Source organism: Streptomyces sp. NPDC048504 (assembly GCF_043200035.1).
Taxonomy (GTDB): domain Bacteria; phylum Actinomycetota; class Actinomycetes; order Streptomycetales; family Streptomycetaceae; genus Streptomyces.
Genome location: NZ_JBICXA010000027.1, coordinates 18,338 through 34,638 on the forward strand (window position 1 = coordinate 18,338; position 16,301 = coordinate 34,638).

Below are 16,301 nucleotides of genomic sequence, written 5' to 3' on the forward strand. Positions count from 1 at the left end.
CTTGCCAACCTGCCCGCGACGTGTCACGCGAGGGAGTCTAAGGGCAGTCCTTGTGCTCGCGGAGTGAGATGAGAGGGAGGTCGCACGGTGAAGTGACGTAGAACGTGTGACCGAGCACTAACCGGCCACTGATCCCCGGCGTCTTCAGCGGCCTCCCGTTGTCTCTAGCGGCCGGCGCCGAGGTCGGGCAGCAGCGGGACCATCCCATTCCAGCGGGAGATCTCGCAGCCGTTGCTCCGGTCGTACGTCGTGTCGACGGGGCGTCCGGCCCAGGTGCCGGTGACATGGGCGGTGGCGGGGCCGCCGTAGATCATCGTGCACACGCTGTCCGGGGGCACCGGGGCGAACGGGTCCTTTCCCCACTGGGTGTTGCGGCCGACGGCCTCGCAGGCGCCGGTCACGTCCGGGTGGGTGCCGCCGCCGGGGTGGCAGTACAGCTCGCGCGTCCCGTCGGCCGCGCCGCCCGCGTGCCGGACGGTGACGGTGAGGTGGTCGCCGCCGGACAGGTCCTCGTCGCGGACGGGCGGTGGCGCGAGGGTGCGGAGAGTTCCGGGGGACGCGACGGCGGGCACCGCGGCCAGCGAGCCGACGGTGGCGGCGGACGCGGCGGCGATCACGAGGAGACGGTTGACCTGCGACATGACCTGACTAACGCCCGCCGCCCCCGGACGTTGCGGACACGGCGGCCGGCATCAACGGCTTTGCCCTGCGGGCCGCCCGCCTAGTACCGTGGGAGGCGATTGGTGACACCGCGCTCGTCTGTGTCATCATCTGCACGCACCTTCCGCGCTCGCGCGGGTGGTTGTGCTGGAGGCGTCGCCTAGTCCGGTCTATGGCGCCGCACTGCTAATGCGGTTTGGGACGCAAATCCCATCGAGGGTTCAAATCCCTCCGCCTCCGCACCTCACCGAAGCCCTGGTCCGAGCGACCGGGGCTTCGGTCGTTCCCAGGACCCCCCGTATGGGTGTTTTCGCAGCTCACAAGGGGTATGGCTAACGGATTTCACATGGCGGCGGCAGTCATGTAATGTTCTTCCTGTCGCCGCGAGCGGGCCGGAAGGGCCGGGAACAGCGAAGGAAAACAAGAGAAAACAAGCACTCGTAGCTTAACGGATAGAGCATCTGACTACGGATCAGAAGGTTGCAGGTTCGAATCCTGCCGAGTGCACATCTGACGAGAGGCCCCGGAGTGATCCGGGGCCTCTCGCGTGTGTCCCTGGCGCGGATGCCCCGGCGTCCGTTGTTTCGAAGGCCGGTGGCGGTTTCTGGTGGTTCCGGGGTGGTTCCGGGAAGGGCCAGGTCAGGGGCGTGAGGGGTACGTCCGGGGCGGCGCCGTGGTTCCCGGTTGCCCGATCTGTGATGAACAAGCGATGTGGACGGCCTCAGCGAGTGGCGTGTCTAGGCCCATACTGGAGTCAATGACAAAGCCAGCTGCACCGAAGCGCTATTTGCCCACCAGTCCCTTCAAGGCCCCGGCCGCGGCGGCACCCAAGCAGTTCGCCGTGGGCGACCAGGTCACACACGACATGTACGGCCTCGGCCGGGTCATCGGCATCGAGGACGGAATCGCGGTGCTCGTCGACTTCGGGTCGGTCCAGGAGCGCATCCTGAGTCCGTACTCCAAGATGAGCAAGCTGTAGGACCGCTGTGCCCGGTTCACGGCACACCAGGTCCTGGCGGCCTGTAACGAACGGGAGACCTCTCATCGAACTGACCTCGCTGTTCTCCGCCCCGGAAGGGGCATCCCGCCAATCCAGCGCGGGATCGCCCCCTCCGGCGACGAACCCCTTCCAGGCCCCGGACTTCGGGGAGGACGAGACGCTGCTGCTCGACGACGGGCAAGCACCCTTCTCGGACATGGACGAGGCGTATCGCAGGGCGGGCTAGTCAAGGCGGGCCGGGCTTCCACGGCCACGGCGGGCCGGGTTTCCATGGTCATCGCGGGCCGGGTAATCAGGCCGCGGCGGGCCGGTTTCCCACGGCCGGGTCCGGCGAAGCCCCGTCAGTCAGCGGCGAGCCTTTGATCGGCGACGAGCCGATTCGCCCGCTTTCCTCAGCGGGCCGCAACGGTCTTCAGCGACCCTCCGCCGGCCACCCCGTGGCCTGGAACACGGCGACGGGGTCCAAATAGTCGCGCCAGTGCGTCACCTTCCGGTCCTTGACGGTGAGCACGGAGACGAAGTGGTTGTCGTAGGCCCGCCCGGTGCGGACAGCCCGTCCGTGCACCGCGTACTCAAGGACGACCACGGACGTCGCGGGATCCCGGTGGACGGCCAGTTCGTCCGCGCTGTGCAGCAGCATGACGTCGCCGTAGCCGCGATACAGGTCCGCCACCGCCCCGCGTCCCTCAACCCGGCGCGGGTAGCCGGGCACGGACACGACGTACTCGACGACCACGTCCTCGGCCAGGAGCTCGAAGAAGTGATCACCGTCGACGAGCCCCGCGAGCCCCTCCCGCACGATCCGGAAGAACGGACCGAGCGCCGCGAACTCGCCCATGTCCACGGTCACTTCATCCCCGCCGGAGATGCCAAGGCACCGGCGTTCCGCCGCGCGAAGTCGTCGAAGGCGGTCGCCGGTCGGCCGGTAACCTTCTCGATGTCGTCGTTGGGCGTGGAACCGTTCCCGGAGACGATGGCGCCGGTCAGCCAGCGGAGCATCACCGCGTAGTCGGCGGGTACGACCCCGGCCGCGACCGCACTCCCGATCCACACCTCCGGGTCGATGTCCTGATGCCGGACGGGCCGGCCGGTCACGGCGGCGATGGTGTCGGCGACCTCGGCGACGGTGAGCGCCTCCGGTCCGGTGGGCGCGTACCGCGCCCCGGCGTGGGCCTCGGGGTCGAGCAACGTCTCCACCGCGACGGCGGCGATGTCGCCCGCGTCGACGAACGCTTCCGTACGGCCGCCGGTCGGCACCGTGATCACACCGTCGACGACCGGCAGGTGTGCGTCGGCGAAGTTCTGCATCACCCATGCGGGACGCAGGATCGTGTGCGTGAGGGTGCCTCGGGCGGCGAGATCGTCCTCCACGGCCCTGATGTCGACGTCCGGGGGCGCCAGTTGGCCGCCGTAGGTGCTCAGGCAGGTGACGTGACGTACCCCCGCGGCCACGGCGAGGTCGAGGAACGCGGCCACCTGGTCGGCGTAGGAGATCCGCAGGACGGGGGTGACGAGGTAGAGGCGGTCGACGCCGTCGAGGGCGGCGGGGTGGGTGGCCGGGTCGTCCCAGTCGAAGGGCACGTCGGCGCCGTGGCGGGCGGCGGTGCGGGCGGGCAGTCCTCGTTCGGGGAGGTGCCGCGCCAGGAGGGAGCCGGTGCGGCCGGTGCCGCCGAGGACGAGCGCGGTGGGTGGTGATCCAGTCATGGCTCCATCGTGGGAGTGCGGTAGGAGCGGATCAATGCGTGAATCGCTCGATTTGTTGCGTCAGACGATCGGAGATGCCCTTGCCTGGGCCGTCTGACTGATACTGATCGGGTGGACATACTGCATGACCGTCTCGCGCGGGCCCGCGCCTCCGGTGCCGTGTTCGCGCGGACGGTGGCCGAACCGCCGTGGGGACTGCGGCTGGCCGGGTCGATCCAACTGGCCGTGCACACCGTCGTACGCGGCCGGGGTTGGCTGTGGCTGGACGACCCTGGTGGCGCGGTGGAACTCGTCCCGGGTGAGGTGACGCTCGTGCGGGGCGGCCCCGATCACCACATCGGGCACGAGCCGGGCGCGGACTGCCTGGAGCCGGATGGGTTCCGCAACAGGCATGCCCAGGACGGGAGTTCGGAGGATCCGCGCGCGACGGTGTTCCTCTGCGGCGCGTACCGGTTCTCGGGGGACATCGGTGCCGGGCTGCTGGAGGCGCTGCCGCAGGTGCTGACGCTGTCGGCTGCGGTGGGTGATCCGTTGCGGGACGTGATCGGGCTGCTCTCCCACGAGCTGGCGACACCGGCGCCGGGTGAACCGGGCGGCACCACCGTGCTGGACCGGCTCCTGGACGTCCTCCTGGTGCTCGCCATCCGCAACGACTTCCGGCGCAGCCCCAACGCGCCCCGCTGGTACCGGGCTTGTGCGGACCCCCGCCTCAACGCCGCGCTCCAGGCCGTCCACGAGAACGCCGGCCATCCCTGGACGGTCCCCGAACTCGCCGCCATCAGCGGCCTGTCGAGGGCGGCCTTCGCCCGCACCTTCCGCGACGCCCTCGGCCAGACCCCGATGCAGTACCTGACCGACTGGCGGATGGCCCTGGCCCGCGACCACCTCCGCACCGGCGAACTCACCCTCACGGCCATCGCCCACGCCGTCGGTTACACCTCGCCGTACGCCTTCGCGGCCGCCTTCACCCGCAACCACGGGGAGCCGCCGGGGAGTTGGCGGCAACGGGAGTCACACTCCGCGAACGACCCCTCCCCACACGCCCATTGACACCTTCAGGGGGTTCACTTCCGCCATGGTCACCCACCGCCAGGAGCACACCGCCCACTGGATCCGCTACTTCGCCGACCGCGGTCACCAGGACGTCCGGCCGCTCGCCGCGGGTGTCGAGGGCGCCGTGTACCGGCTCGGGGACGGGACCGTCGGGAAGGTGTGGAGCGGTCGGCGGCCGGTGGGAGTGGGGCTCATGCGGCGGGTGTACGAAGACATCGCGCGCGAGCGGAAGTTGCTGCCCTTCGCCACCCCCGAGATTCTCGGTGTCGAGGAGCACGACGGGATTCTGGTCACCTACGAACGGGAGTTGGGAGGCGTCCCGTTGCGCGGTGACTCGGCGGTCGTGGCGCCAGGGCGGGAGTTGGCCGGGCGGGAGACCGACGCGTTGTTGACGGTGTTGAGGGGGCTGACCGCCGTGCCCGGTAGCGAGGCCATGCGGCGGCTCGTCGTGCAGGGGGACGACCGGGCTCTCTGGGAGGGGCACACCCGTTTTCCCGACGCGCTCGCCGCCCTCGTCCTGCGTGCCGTTCGCCGGCACGGTGGTCCGCTCGCCGCTCGGGTGCCCGACCTCGCGGGCGTCGTGCGCGAGACGGTGGACTCCCTGCGGGCGCTTCCCGACGGCGGGCCGGTCGGCGTCGTGCACGGTGACCTCGTGCCGCCCAACATCCACGTCGACGACACCGGCGCCCCTGCGGCCGTACTCGACTTCGGGTTCTTCACGACCGCCGGGGACCCGGCCTTCGAGGCCGCCGTGGCAGCCGCCGTGTGGGACATGTACGGGCCCTACGTGGAACGGCATACCGCCACGCTCACCCGGTTGTTCGCCGAGGAGTTCCGGTACTCGCCCGACACGCTCGTCCTCTATCAGCGGGCGTATGCGCTGGCGACCTACGAACTGTTCTCGTCGGACGGCGGCGACGGGCATTTCCGTTGGTGCGCCGGGGTCCTTACGCGGCCGCGCTGAAGGCCGAGGGGCCTACCGGGATCGTGATGGCGGCCGTGCGCGTGCCGCGGTCCGCGAAGACGAACAGGCGGAGCACCAGGAAGCGGCCGATGCCGGCGAGGCCGGAGGCGCTGAGGTAGACGATCTGCTCGGTGAGCATGCCCGGGGAGGGCTGGACGGTGTGGAGGACGAGGATCGCGGCGGACGTCGCCGCGTAGGCCGCCGTGGCCGAGCCCGCCGACTGCCAGTGCTCGCGCCGGCCGGGGCGGCGGCCGGTGCCGAAGGTGAACAGGGCGTGGAGCTCCGTGCAGAGGACGGTAGAGGCGACCGTGATCAGGGCGTTCGCCGCCGCCCAGGGCATCAGCGCGGCGAGCAGCGGTACCGCGAAGCTGGACAGGACCCCGACACCGCCGCCGCACACCACGAACCTGACGAAGGACGCGAACGGTCCGGGCTTCATGGGATTTCCCTCCGTACGGCGGCCGTTGGGCCTGCGCCGACCCTCTTGACCGGCTGAGGTCAACGATGCCGTCGTACGGTTCCGGGCACGATGAAGCGGTCTCCCGGACCGTTGGTGCAGCGGGCTCTACCAATGGGGTCGGGTTTACCCCCCATCCCGCGCCCGGAGTTCCTCGATGTAGTCCTGCGCCAGCGTCGACGTCCGCGTGAACCAGTCGTTCAGTACGGCGATCTCGGCGGGGGAGTAGTCGGCGAACTGGGCGTTGAGGCGGTCGTAGTAGGGGCCGTAGAGGGCGACGACTCTGGTCACCGCGGCCGGTACCGAGGCGACGCGGACGCGGCGGCGGTCGGTGGGGTCGGGGACGCGGGTGATGAAACCGGCGCGCTCCAGGCGGTTGAGGATGCCGGTCACCGCGCCGGTCGTGACGTGGGCGTGTTCGGCGAGGTCGCCCGCCGTGAGGAGGTTCTCGCCGGCCTTCAGGACGCATGCGAAGCAGAGGAGATCGGTGACGTTCAGGCCCAGCCGCTCGGCCATTTCCTGCTGGCCGAGCTGGGCGGTGGCGATGAGGGAGTCCATCGCGTCCAGCGCCTGGGCCGGGGTGGCGGCGGGGCGGGGCTTGGCTTGCATCGTGATTGCCTTAGCTTGTGAGAGGTTTCTACTCTAAACTTCTTAGGTGGTGAGAGACCTGCTGTCCGTCCGGGCTTCAGCCTGTCCGGGCTTCAGTCTGTCCAGGCTTCGAACTGGCTTCGAGGGAGGCCGCACATGAGCGCACATCAGTATGACGAGGGGCATACGGTCGCGGGCTGGACCGGATTCGGTATCGCGACCGTCGGGTCGACCGTCGCGGGGGTGGGCGTGTGCACGGTGTCGGCCCTGCTGATCGCGGGCGGGCTGGGGATCGTCGTGGTGAGCGTCCTGGTCACCTGGGCGCTCCATCTCACGGGGTGGGGCAAGCCGCCCGGGCGGCGGGACCGGGAGCAGTGGGGGATGCGGGTGCGGGACCCGTCGGCGCGGGCGGGGCATGCGGGCTGTGTCGGGTGCCGGCTGGCGGGGCGGGGACCGGCGCGGGGGCGGGTGGCCGAGGAGTACGCGATCGTGGCCGAGGAGTACGGGGTCGTGCCGCGCGAGTCCGCCCCGGCCGGTGAGACCGCAGGCTGACGCTGTTGTCAGTGCCGCCGTCTAGTCTCGTGAGCGATGGCACAGACAGCACGGGCATCACAGACATGGAAGTGCTCGGGGCTGCGGTGGGCGGCGGGCGGTCCCGAGTTGAGGTGGGACGGCGGGCGCGGGAGTCCGTTGCCCCGGGGGAAGCGGGTGGCCTTCGAGGTCGCGGAAGGGGGCGGGCGGACATGTGTGGGGGCGCGGGGGAACGCCTGTCCGGTGCGGGCCGCCGTGCCGGAGCGGAGCACGGGGGCGCGGTGCGAGGAGTGCGCGCGGCTGGACCGGGCGCACTCGGTGGCCGCCGACACCATCGCGGACGACCCGCGGCCGTACCACGTATACCTGGCCTGGTTCGGCCCCGGCCTGCTCAAGGTCGGCATCACCGCCGAAGAGCGAGGCTCCGCACGCCTGCTTGAACAGGGCGCCGTCTGCTTCAGCTGGCTGGGCCTCGGCCCCCTGATGGCGGCCCGCCGTTCAGAGGAACTGCTGCGCGCCGCCCTACGCGTCCCGGACCGGATTCCCTACGGCGAGAAGCGCGCCGTCCGTTCAGCGTTGCCGACGTCGGCCGTGGAGCGGGCGGCCGAGATCGCCGACCTCCACGCCCGCGCTCTCGCGCTGCCCGAATGGCCGGAGTCGCTCCACCGCGAGCCGTACCGACCCGTGGACCACGTCGACGTCTTCGGCCTCGCGGGTCTCCCGGCCCCCGTCGGTGAGGTGAGCGGGCTGGTCGCGGGCGGGGCGGTGAGCGGGGAGGTCATCGCGGCCGCGGGACCGGACCTCCACCTCGCCACCGGGCGGGGGGTGTTCGTGCTGGACACACGGCTGATGACGGGGTGGGAGCTGATCCCTGCGGGTTCCTCCGGAGGTGACACGGGTGGATTCACCGTGCCGGTACGGGAGTTCAGGCGAGAGGCACCGGGGGTGCAGGAGGGGTTGTTCTGACGCCGTGACTGAATTGGCCGGGGTCATCGAGCGGCCGCCGGGGGCGTCGGGCGGTGAGGGGATTGGGTGGTGGGGGAAATCGGGCGGCTGTCTTGGTCACCGGGTGCTGGGGGTAGCGGGCAGTCCTCGTGGTCATCGGTGGTGGGGGTAGCGGGCGGCAGCCGTCGTCATCGGGCGGTGAGGGTAGCGGGCGCCAGCCGTAGTCATGGGGTGATGGGGGTAGCGGGCGCCAGCCGTCGTCATCGGGCGGTGAGGGTAGCGGGCGCCAGCCGTAGTCATCGGGTGCCGGGGGTAGCGGGCGCCAGCCGTAGTCATCGGGTGCCGGGGGTAGCGGGCGGCAGCCGTCGTCATCGGGCGGTGTGGGAAGCGGGCAGCCACTGTAGTCATCGGGAAGTGCGGGAAGCGGGCAGCCACTGTAGTCATCGGGAGGTGAGGGAAGCGGGCAGCCACTGTAGTCATCGGGAGGTGAGGGAAGCGGGAAGCCGCAGTGGTCATCGGGAAGTGCGGGTACTGGACAGGGAAGGAGTCGTCATGGAAGTCCCTGTCACCGTCCAGTGGGTCCGGACGTCCTGGACGAAGCGGTCGCGTGGCGGTGAGGCCGCCGCCCGGAGGAACGCGGTGCCGGTCGGGTTCGTCCTGCCGGCCGGGGTGGTGCCGCTGGAGAGGCGGGCGCCGCTCGCCCACACCGTCACGGTGCGCGAGCGGGAGGACTTCACGCCGGTCGAGGGCCGGGCGGAGTTGAAGGACGTCGACGTCCAACTCCGCCGGGTTGACGGGCGGTTGCGGGTGTTCCCCCGCGTGGAGCCGCTGTTCGGGCTGCCGCCCAGGCCACGCAGACCCCCGGCGGTGCGGCTCGTGCCGGGTCAGTGGGTCCGGTGGCAGCTCAACTACCGCTTCAGCAGCGCGGCCGGCGTACGGGACTGGTCGTACTGGCTGGACACTTTCAACATCGCCTATGGGCCGGTGACCGCAGACGTGTTTTTGGGGACGCCCGACTTCCATGTGGACGAGCAGGGCCCGGTTCGATAGGGAGGATCAAGACGTGGATGCCGAAGCAGCGGAAGCATCAGAGGCAGCCGAAGTGGCCGAAGCAGCCGAAGTGGCCGAAGCAGTCGGAGTCCAGGCGTTCTGGCGGCGGCTGGGCCTCCCCGGGCTGATCGACGTGCACACCCACTTCATGCCCGAGCGGGTGCTGCGCAAGGTCTGGGACTACTTCGACGCGCTCGGGCCGGCGACCGGCGGGGCGCTGGAGTGGCCGATCACCTACCGGCGGGAGGAAGCGGAACGGGTCGCGCTGATAAGGGAGTTCGGAGTACGCGCTTTCACCGCCATGCTCTACCCGCACAAGCCCGGGATGGCCGAGTGGCTGAACGGCTGGGCCGTCGACTTCGCCGCGCGGACCCCCGACTGTCTGCACACGTCGACTCTCTTCCCGGAGCCGGGAGTTGAGGACTACGTCCAGCAGGCCCTCGATGCCGGGGCGCGGGTGTTCAAGGCGCATGTGCAGGTCGGGGCCTACGATCCGGCCGACGAACTCCTCGATCTCGCTTGGGGGTTGCTCGCCGAGGCGGGGACACCCGTCGTGATCCACTGCGGGTCGGGGCCCGCGCCCGGCAAGCACACCGGGCCCGAGCCGATCGGGCGGGTGCTGGCCCGGCATCCCCGGCTGCGGCTGGTCGTCGCGCACATGGGGATGCCGGAGTACGAGGACTTCCTGGACCTGGCCGAGCGGTACGGGGAGGTGCGGCTGGACACGACGATGGCGTTCACGGACTTCAGCGAACGCCTCGCGCCCTTCCCGCCCGGTGCGCTCCCCCGGCTCGCCGCCCTCGGCGACCGCGTGCTGCTGGGCAGCGACTTCCCGAACATCCCCTATCCCTACCTGCACCAACTGCACGCCCTGGAGCGGCTGGACCTCGGTGACGACTGGCTGCGCGCGGTCTGCCACGACAACGGGGCGCGGCTGTTCGCACGGTGAGGACGAGCTGAGAGTCCGGCCGGTACGGGTGATGCGTGGAGAAAGTGGAGATACCGGGGAGACCGGGGCAGGTCCGGGAGGGTTGCACGGCTCCATGACCGCTGGATGAGCGCTGGGCAAGCGGTTCCAAGGCGTTCCCTGAGTGGCGGCTGTGAGTTTCTCAGGAAAATCACAGACTCCGGAAAGCGTGTTCTTAGGGGACCCCGACAAGGTGTCCACTATGACCACGACCTCGCCCCAGGGGCGCACCGAACTGCTGAGGCCGGACGGGAGCCCCGTCCGAGTGCTTGTGGTGGACGACGAGCTGTCGATCACCGAGCTGCTGTCCATGGCCCTCCGATACGAGGGCTGGCAGATCCGTAGTGCGGGTGACGGGACCGGCGCGATACAGACCGCGCGCGAGTTCCGCCCCGACGCAGTCGTCCTCGACATGATGCTGCCGGACATGGACGGCCTGACCGTTCTCGGACGGATGCGCAGAGAGCTGCCGGACGTGCCGGTGCTGTTCCTGACGGCGAAGGACGCCGTCGAGGACCGAATCGCCGGGCTCACCGCCGGCGGCGACGACTACGTCACCAAGCCCTTCAGCCTCGAAGAGGTCGTCGCCCGGCTGCGCGGACTGATCCGCCGCTCCGGTGCCGCCGACCGCCGCTCGGACTCCGTGCTCGTCGTGGGTGACCTCACCCTCGACGAGGACAGTCACGAGGTGTCGCGGGCCGGGGAGGGCATCCACCTCACCGCGACCGAGTTCGAGCTGTTGCGCTTCCTCATGCGTAATCCCCGGCGTGTACTCAGCAAGGCGCAGATCCTCGACCGTGTGTGGTCGTACGACTTCGGCGGCCAGGCCAATGTGGTCGAGCTCTACATCTCGTATCTGCGGCGCAAGATCGACGCCGGTCGTGAGCCGATGATCCACACCCGGCGTGGGGCCGGTTACCTGATCAAGCCCGCGGCGTCATGAGCGGGCGACGACGGCCGCGTGCGCAGAAGAAACGAGCGGGTAAGCCGCGCACCCTGCGGACACGGCTCGTCGTCGCGTCCGTGACGCTGATCGCGGTGGTGTGTGCGGTGATCGGTACGGTGACGACGCTGGCGCTGCGCTCGCATCTGTACGGCCAGCTGGACGGCCAGCTGAACGAGTCCGCCTCGCGTGCGTCCGGCTCGTTCGGCCCGCCCGGAGGCCAGGAGCCCAAGGACGGCCTCGGTGCGCCCGGCGGGAAGTCGCAGGCAGCCGCACAGGCGGCCGCGCAGGCCCACGCGACCTCCCTCGGGGACTTCGTCACCAAGGGCCCGCAGCCCCAGGGCACGATCATCGCCAAGGTGGTGAAAGGCTCCATCACCGACGCCCGTCGCGGTGTGAAGCAGACGAGCGACCTGCAGATGACCCCGAAGACGCTCACCACGGCGCAGATCGCCGCGCTCGGCTCCGTCCCCCAGGACGGCAAGCAGCACACCGTGGAGATCCCTGGTGTGGGCGACTTCCGCGTCGAGTACAAGAGCGGGGACAGCGGCAGCTACTACGTCGCCGTTCCGACCGCCGAGGTCGACAACACCATCAACACCCTCATCCTCGTCGAGCTCAGCGTCACTGGCGCCGGCCTCGTAGCCGCCGCCATCGCCGGCTACGTCCTCGTCGGCGTCGCCACCCGCCCCCTGCGCCGCGTGGCCTCCACCGCCACCCGGGTCTCCGAACTCCCCCTCCACACCGGCGAGGTCACCCTCAACGAACGTGTCCCCGAGTCCGAGACCGACCCGCACACCGAGGTCGGCCAGGTCGGTGCCGCGCTCAACCGGATGCTCGACCACGTCCACGGCGCCCTGCACGCGAGACAGCAGAGCGAGATGCGGGTACGGCAGTTCGTGGCCGACGCCAGCCATGAGCTGCGGACACCGCTCGCCTCCATCCGCGGTTACGCCGAGCTGACCCGGCGCGGGCGTGAGCAGACCGGCCCGGACACCAAGCACGCCCTCGGCCGGATCGAGTCCGAGGCCGGGCGCATGACCCTGCTCGTGGAGGATCTGCTGCTCCTCGCCCGGCTCGACGCGGGCAGACCGCTGCAGTTCGACCAGACCGACCTCATCCCGCTCGTCGTGGACACCATCAGCGACTCGCGCGCGGCCGGCATGGACCACAACTGGCGCCTCGACCTGCCCGACGAACCGGCCCTCGTGTCCGCGGACGCGGCCCGTATCCAGCAGGTGCTGATCAACCTGCTGGGCAACGCCCGCAAGCACACCCCGCCGGGTACGACGATCACCGCACGCGTACAGCGGCGCGGGCCGTGGATGTGCGTGGACGTGGAGGACAACGGTCAGGGCATCCCGCCCGATTTGCTGCCGCATGTCTTCGAGCGGTTCGCGCGCGGCGACTCGGCACGTTCCCGCTCCACGGGATCGACCGGACTGGGCCTCGCCATCGTGCAGGCGGTCGCGACCGCGCACGGCGGAGCCGTCACCGTGGACAGCGTTCCCGGACGCACTGTGTTCACCGTGCATCTGCCCGCGCTCGCACCGGCTGTGCCCGCGCCCGCCCCCGAAACGAATTGGCAATCGCACTCACAGGCACAGCACAGTGCCACCACATGGGTGCAACAGGGCGCTTGAGGAGAGTCGGTTCCATGCGAACCGACACTTCTCCCGGCACCCTGCCGGCGCGGGAGCACCTCCCGGCCGGAGACGCCGGTACGCCTGTCCTGGACGTAGTGATCCCCGTCTACAACGAGGAGAAGGACCTCCAGCCATGTGTGCTCAGACTGCACGAGCACCTCAAGCGCACGTTCCCGTACGCGTTCCGCATCACCATCGCGGACAACGCGTCGATCGACACCACCCCTCAGGTGGCCGCGCGGCTGGAGTCGGAGATCCCCGAGGTCACATCGTTCCGGCTGGAGCAGAAGGGGCGCGGTCGAGCACTGCGCACCGTCTGGTCCGCCTCGGACGCCCCGATCCTCGCCTACATGGATGTGGATCTCTCCACCGACCTCAACGCGCTGCTCCCCCTGGTGGCGCCGCTGATCTCGGGTCACTCCGACCTGGCGATCGGTTCCCGGCTGGCCCGCTCGTCGCGTGTCGTGCGTGGCGCCAAGCGCGAGTTCATCAGCCGGACCTACAACCTGATCCTGCGCGGCTCGCTGCAGGCCCGCTTCTCCGACGCCCAGTGCGGATTCAAGGCGATCCGGCGTGATGTGGCCCAGGCGCTGCTGCCGCTCGTCGAGGACACCGGCTGGTTCTTCGACACCGAGATGCTGGTGCTGGCCGAGCGTGCCGGACTCCGTATCCACGAGGTGCCGGTCGACTGGGTCGACGACCCGAACTCGACCGTCCACATCGTCAAGACGGCGACCGAGGACCTGAAGGGAGTGTGGCGCGTGGGCAAGGCCCTGGCCTCCGGTTCGCTGCCGCTCGACCGCGTCACGCGGCCCTTCGGCGACGACCCCCGCGACCGCGACATCCAGGACGTGCCCAAGGGGCTGGCCCGCCAGCTCGTCGGGTTCTGCGTGGTCGGCGGTCTCTCCACCCTCTTCTACCTGGTCCTCTACAGCCTCTTCCGGCAGTTCGGCGGCTCCCAGGTCGCCAACGCGCTCGCCCTGCTGGTCTCGGCGGTCGCCAACACCGCCGCGAACCGCCGGCTGACCTTCGGGGTCCGCGGCCGGGGCGGCGCCGTCCGCCACCAGGCGCAGGGCCTCGTCGTCTTCGCCATCGGCCTCGCGCTGACCAGTGGCTCGCTCGCCGCGCTGAACGCGGCCAGCAGCAACCCGGCGCACTCCACCGAACTCGCGGTCCTGGTGGCCGCCAACCTCGCCGCGACCGTCCTCCGCTTCCTGCTCTTCCGCGCCTGGGTGTTCCCGGACCGCGGCGACAGCGCCGAGGAGTCGATGGTCGTAGCCCTCAACTCCCCTTCGTCGCCGACCTATTCGACGGCGGCCCAGCACCCGCAGAACCCGCAGTACCCCGGTTCGTACGCCGCCCCGCTGCCCCAGCGTCAGCCGCAGCAGAGTGCGTACGACACCACCCCGAACACCACCCAGTTCCGCGCCGGCGAAGCCGCGGACGGCACCTGGAGGGACGCGACGATGCAGTTGCAGCCGGTGCGTCCCCACGACACCGATCCGAGGGATCCCCGATGACCACCGACACCGATCAGACGACCTACCCGGGAGGAGGCAGCCCCTCGTCCTGGGGGCCGCCTACCGGTGACAGCGACGCCGGCAGAGACACGGCCGTACACGAGCCGGTGGCTCCCGCGGACACCCTGGCCCCCCAGTCCGGTGAGCCCAAGCAGCCGCTCGGACGGCGGCTGTGGCGCGGCCGGCCCGAGGACCCGCGCTGGGCACGCCCCGCGTTCTGGGGCATGCTGCTGGCGACGGCGCTGCTCTACCTCTACAACCTGAGCGCGTCCGGCTACTCCAACTCCTTCTACTCGGCGGCGGTCCAGGCCGGCAGCAAGAGCTGGAAGGCGTTCCTGTTCGGCTCGCTCGACGCGGGCAACGCGATCACCGTCGACAAGCCCTCGGCGTTCCTGTGGCCGATGGAGATCTCGGTCCGCGTCTTCGGCCTCAACTCGTGGGCGATCCTGGTCCCCGAGGTCCTCATGGGCGTCGGCACGGTCGCGGTCGTCTACGCGGCGGTACGGCGTCGGCACAGTCCCCAGGCCGGTCTGATCGCGGGCGCCGTGCTGGCGCTCACCCCGGTCGCCGCGCTGATGTTCCGCTTCAACAACCCTGACGCCGCACTGGCGTTGCTCATGGCGACCGCCTGCTACCTCGTCGTCCGGGCCCTGGAGGACGGCCGCACGAAGTGGCTGGTGTGGGCCGGAGTCGCGATCGGCTTCGCGTTCCTGTCCAAGACCCTGCAGGCCTTCCTGATCCTGCCGCCGCTGGCCATCGTCTACGCGGTCTGCGCACCGGTGAGCGTGAAGAAGAGGTTCGCCCAACTGGGCCTGGCCACCGGCGCGTTGGTCGTCGCGGCCGGCTGGTGGGTCGCGCTCGTCGAGCTGTGGCCGGCGTCCTCGCGCCCCTACATCGGCGGCTCGCAGAACAACAGCTTCCTTGAACTGACCTTCGGCTACAACGGGTTCGGCCGCCTCAGCGGCGACGAGACCGGCAGCGTCGGCGGCGGAGGCGGCGGCACCGGCACCGGCATGTGGGGTGCCACCGGCTGGAACCGCATGTTCAACGACGAGATCGGCAGCCAGATCTCCTGGCTGCTGCCCACCGCGCTGATCCTCCTCGTCGCGGGCCTGGTAGCCACGCGCAAGCTGGGCCGCACGTCGGTCAGGCGCAGTTCGATGCTCGTGTGGGGCGGCTCGCTGGTGACGACCCTGGTCGTCTTCAGCTACATGGCCGGCATCTTCCACCAGTACTACACGATCGCGCTGGCCCCCTACATGGCCGCCGTCATCGGCATCGGCGCGGGTTCCCTCTGGGAGAAGCGCGGCGAGATCTGGGCGTCAATCACGTTGGCGGCGGCGGTAGTTGCCGCCGGCGTCTGGGGCTACGTCCTCCTCAACCGCACCCCCGACTACCTGCCCTGGCTGAAGTGGCTGGTCCTCCTCGGCTCCCTGGCGGGCGCGCTCGGCCTGATCTTCGTCGCGAAGATCGGCCGCCAACTCGCCCTCGCGGCAGTCGGCTTGAGCATCGTGGCGGGCCTGGCAGGCCCGGCGGCGTACACCATGTCGACGGTCAACTCGGCGCACACCGGCTCGATTCCTACGGCCGGTCCGGCCGGCGCGAGCATGATGGGCGGCGGCGGTCGCGGCGGCTTCGGCGGCGGCAACCGCACCGGCGGCACGGGCACCATGCCCGGCCAGCAGGGCGGCGGCACCACCCAGAACCAGGGCGGCGGCTTCCCCGGCGGCGGCACGGGCACGATGCCCGGCGGCGGTACCGGTACAGCGCCCGGCGGCGGCACGGGCACCACGCCCGGTGGCGGCGGTACGACCCAGAACCGGGGCGGCGGCTTCGGCGGCGGCCAGACGGGCGACGGCGGCATGGGCGGCGGTGGCGTCGGCGGCCTGCTCAACGGCGCGACGGTCACCTCCGCGGCCAAGAAGCTGCTCCAGACGGACGCGAGCAAGTACACCTGGGTCGCCGCGTCCATCGGCTCCCAGAACGCCGCGAGCTACCAACTCGCCACCGGTGACCCGGTGATGGCGATCGGCGGCTTCAACGGCACCGACCCGTCGCCGACGCTGGCCCAGTTCAAGAAGTACGTGGCGGACGGCAAGATCCACTACTTCATCTCGGGCGGCACCGGCATGGGCGGCAGCAGCACGGGCAGCTCCTCGCAGATCACCTCGTGGGTCGAGAAGAACTACAAGAAGGTGACGGTCGGTTCGGCCACCTTCTACGACCTGACGCAGAAGACGAGCAGCTGACACTTCTCCACTGAGCAGGGGCGG

The 16,301-nt window shown here is 70.4% G+C and carries 16 protein-coding genes and 2 tRNA genes; 13 read left to right on the forward strand and 5 right to left on the reverse strand.

Annotated features, from left to right (window positions below; all coding sequences use genetic code 11):
- Positions 1-164: 164 nt before the first annotated feature.
- Positions 165-641, reverse strand: a complete 477-nt coding sequence (locus ACGFY9_RS45685) for an SSI family serine proteinase inhibitor (RefSeq protein WP_393764584.1) — start codon at positions 639-641, stop codon at positions 165-167.
- Between the two features lie 168 nt (positions 642-809).
- Here ACGFY9_RS45685 and ACGFY9_RS45690 point away from each other — a divergent pair.
- From ACGFY9_RS45690 to ACGFY9_RS45700, 3 genes are all read left to right on the forward strand, one after another.
- Positions 810-900, forward strand: a tRNA-Ser gene (locus tag ACGFY9_RS45690).
- 194 nt (positions 901-1,094) lie between these two features.
- A tRNA-Arg gene (locus ACGFY9_RS45695) sits at positions 1,095-1,167 on the forward strand.
- 250 nt (positions 1,168-1,417) lie between these two features.
- Positions 1,418-1,639 carry a hypothetical protein gene (locus tag ACGFY9_RS45700; RefSeq protein WP_033285538.1) on the forward strand — a complete coding sequence of 74 codons (222 nt, stop codon included), beginning with the start codon at positions 1,418-1,420 and terminating at the stop codon, positions 1,637-1,639.
- A gap of 433 nt (positions 1,640-2,072) precedes the next feature.
- Here the strand turns inward: ACGFY9_RS45700 and ACGFY9_RS45705 are convergent, their stop codons facing one another.
- Positions 2,073-2,510 (reverse strand): nuclear transport factor 2 family protein, encoded by a 438-nt coding sequence (locus ACGFY9_RS45705; protein ID WP_393764586.1) that lies wholly within the window; start codon positions 2,508-2,510, stop codon positions 2,073-2,075.
- Positions 2,507-3,364: an NmrA family NAD(P)-binding protein gene (locus ACGFY9_RS45710; RefSeq protein ID WP_393764588.1), complete on the reverse strand. Its 858-nt coding sequence runs from the start codon at positions 3,362-3,364 to the stop codon at positions 2,507-2,509. Before ACGFY9_RS45710 ends, ACGFY9_RS45705 begins: the two co-directional genes overlap by 4 nt.
- 111 nt (positions 3,365-3,475) lie before the next feature.
- On the opposite strand from ACGFY9_RS45710, the gene ACGFY9_RS45715 reads away from it, so the two are divergent.
- Both ACGFY9_RS45715 and ACGFY9_RS45720 read left to right on the forward strand, forming a co-directional pair.
- Complete coding sequence (locus ACGFY9_RS45715; protein WP_393764590.1) at positions 3,476-4,414, forward strand: AraC family transcriptional regulator; 939 nt, start codon at positions 3,476-3,478, stop codon at positions 4,412-4,414.
- 25 nt (positions 4,415-4,439) lie between these two features.
- Positions 4,440-5,381, forward strand: coding sequence for a phosphotransferase family protein (locus ACGFY9_RS45720; protein WP_393764592.1), 942 nt, complete (start codon positions 4,440-4,442; stop codon positions 5,379-5,381).
- Here ACGFY9_RS45720 and ACGFY9_RS45725 read toward each other — a convergent pair.
- Entirely contained in the window at positions 5,365-5,820 is a 456-nt protein-coding gene (locus ACGFY9_RS45725; RefSeq protein ID WP_393764594.1) for a GtrA family protein, read from the reverse strand. The two genes, ACGFY9_RS45720 and ACGFY9_RS45725, sit on opposite strands and share 17 nt — an antisense overlap.
- A gap of 144 nt (positions 5,821-5,964) precedes the next feature.
- Positions 5,965-6,447, reverse strand: coding sequence for a MarR family winged helix-turn-helix transcriptional regulator (locus ACGFY9_RS45730; RefSeq protein ID WP_393764596.1), 483 nt, complete (start codon positions 6,445-6,447; stop codon positions 5,965-5,967).
- A gap of 135 nt (positions 6,448-6,582) precedes the next feature.
- Between ACGFY9_RS45730 and ACGFY9_RS45735 the strand changes: the two genes are divergently transcribed.
- The 8 genes from ACGFY9_RS45735 to ACGFY9_RS45770 all read left to right on the forward strand — a co-directional run bounded on the left by ACGFY9_RS45735 (position 6,583) and on the right by ACGFY9_RS45770 (position 16,277).
- Positions 6,583-6,978 (forward strand): HGxxPAAW family protein, encoded by a 396-nt coding sequence (locus ACGFY9_RS45735; protein WP_393764598.1) that lies wholly within the window; start codon positions 6,583-6,585, stop codon positions 6,976-6,978.
- A gap of 36 nt (positions 6,979-7,014) precedes the next feature.
- Positions 7,015-7,923 carry a DUF2797 domain-containing protein gene (locus ACGFY9_RS45740; protein WP_393764600.1) on the forward strand — a complete coding sequence of 303 codons (909 nt, stop codon included), beginning with the start codon at positions 7,015-7,017 and terminating at the stop codon, positions 7,921-7,923.
- A 531-nt stretch (positions 7,924-8,454) separates the two neighbouring features.
- Positions 8,455-8,952, forward strand: coding sequence for a hypothetical protein (locus tag ACGFY9_RS45745; protein ID WP_393764602.1), 498 nt, complete (start codon positions 8,455-8,457; stop codon positions 8,950-8,952).
- 13 nt (positions 8,953-8,965) lie between these two features.
- A complete protein-coding gene (locus tag ACGFY9_RS45750) occupies positions 8,966-9,901 on the forward strand; it encodes an amidohydrolase family protein (protein WP_393764604.1) in 936 nt (311 codons plus the stop codon).
- Positions 9,902-10,121: 220 nt separating this feature from the next.
- The gene (locus tag ACGFY9_RS45755) at positions 10,122-10,862 is read left to right on the forward strand and encodes a response regulator transcription factor (protein WP_019054929.1); all 741 of its coding nucleotides are present in this window, start codon (positions 10,122-10,124) and stop codon (positions 10,860-10,862) included.
- The gene (locus tag ACGFY9_RS45760) at positions 10,859-12,505 is read left to right on the forward strand and encodes a sensor histidine kinase (protein WP_393764607.1); all 1,647 of its coding nucleotides are present in this window, start codon (positions 10,859-10,861) and stop codon (positions 12,503-12,505) included. The genes ACGFY9_RS45755 and ACGFY9_RS45760 overlap by 4 nt, the downstream gene beginning before the upstream one ends.
- A gap of 14 nt (positions 12,506-12,519) precedes the next feature.
- On the forward strand, positions 12,520-14,028 hold the full coding sequence (locus tag ACGFY9_RS45765; protein WP_393764609.1) for a glycosyltransferase: 1,509 nt from the start codon (positions 12,520-12,522) through the stop codon (positions 14,026-14,028).
- Entirely contained in the window at positions 14,025-16,277 is a 2,253-nt protein-coding gene (locus ACGFY9_RS45770; protein WP_393764611.1) for a glycosyltransferase family 39 protein, read from the forward strand. The genes ACGFY9_RS45765 and ACGFY9_RS45770 overlap by 4 nt, the downstream gene beginning before the upstream one ends.
- The last annotated feature ends 24 nt before the right edge of the window (positions 16,278-16,301 follow it).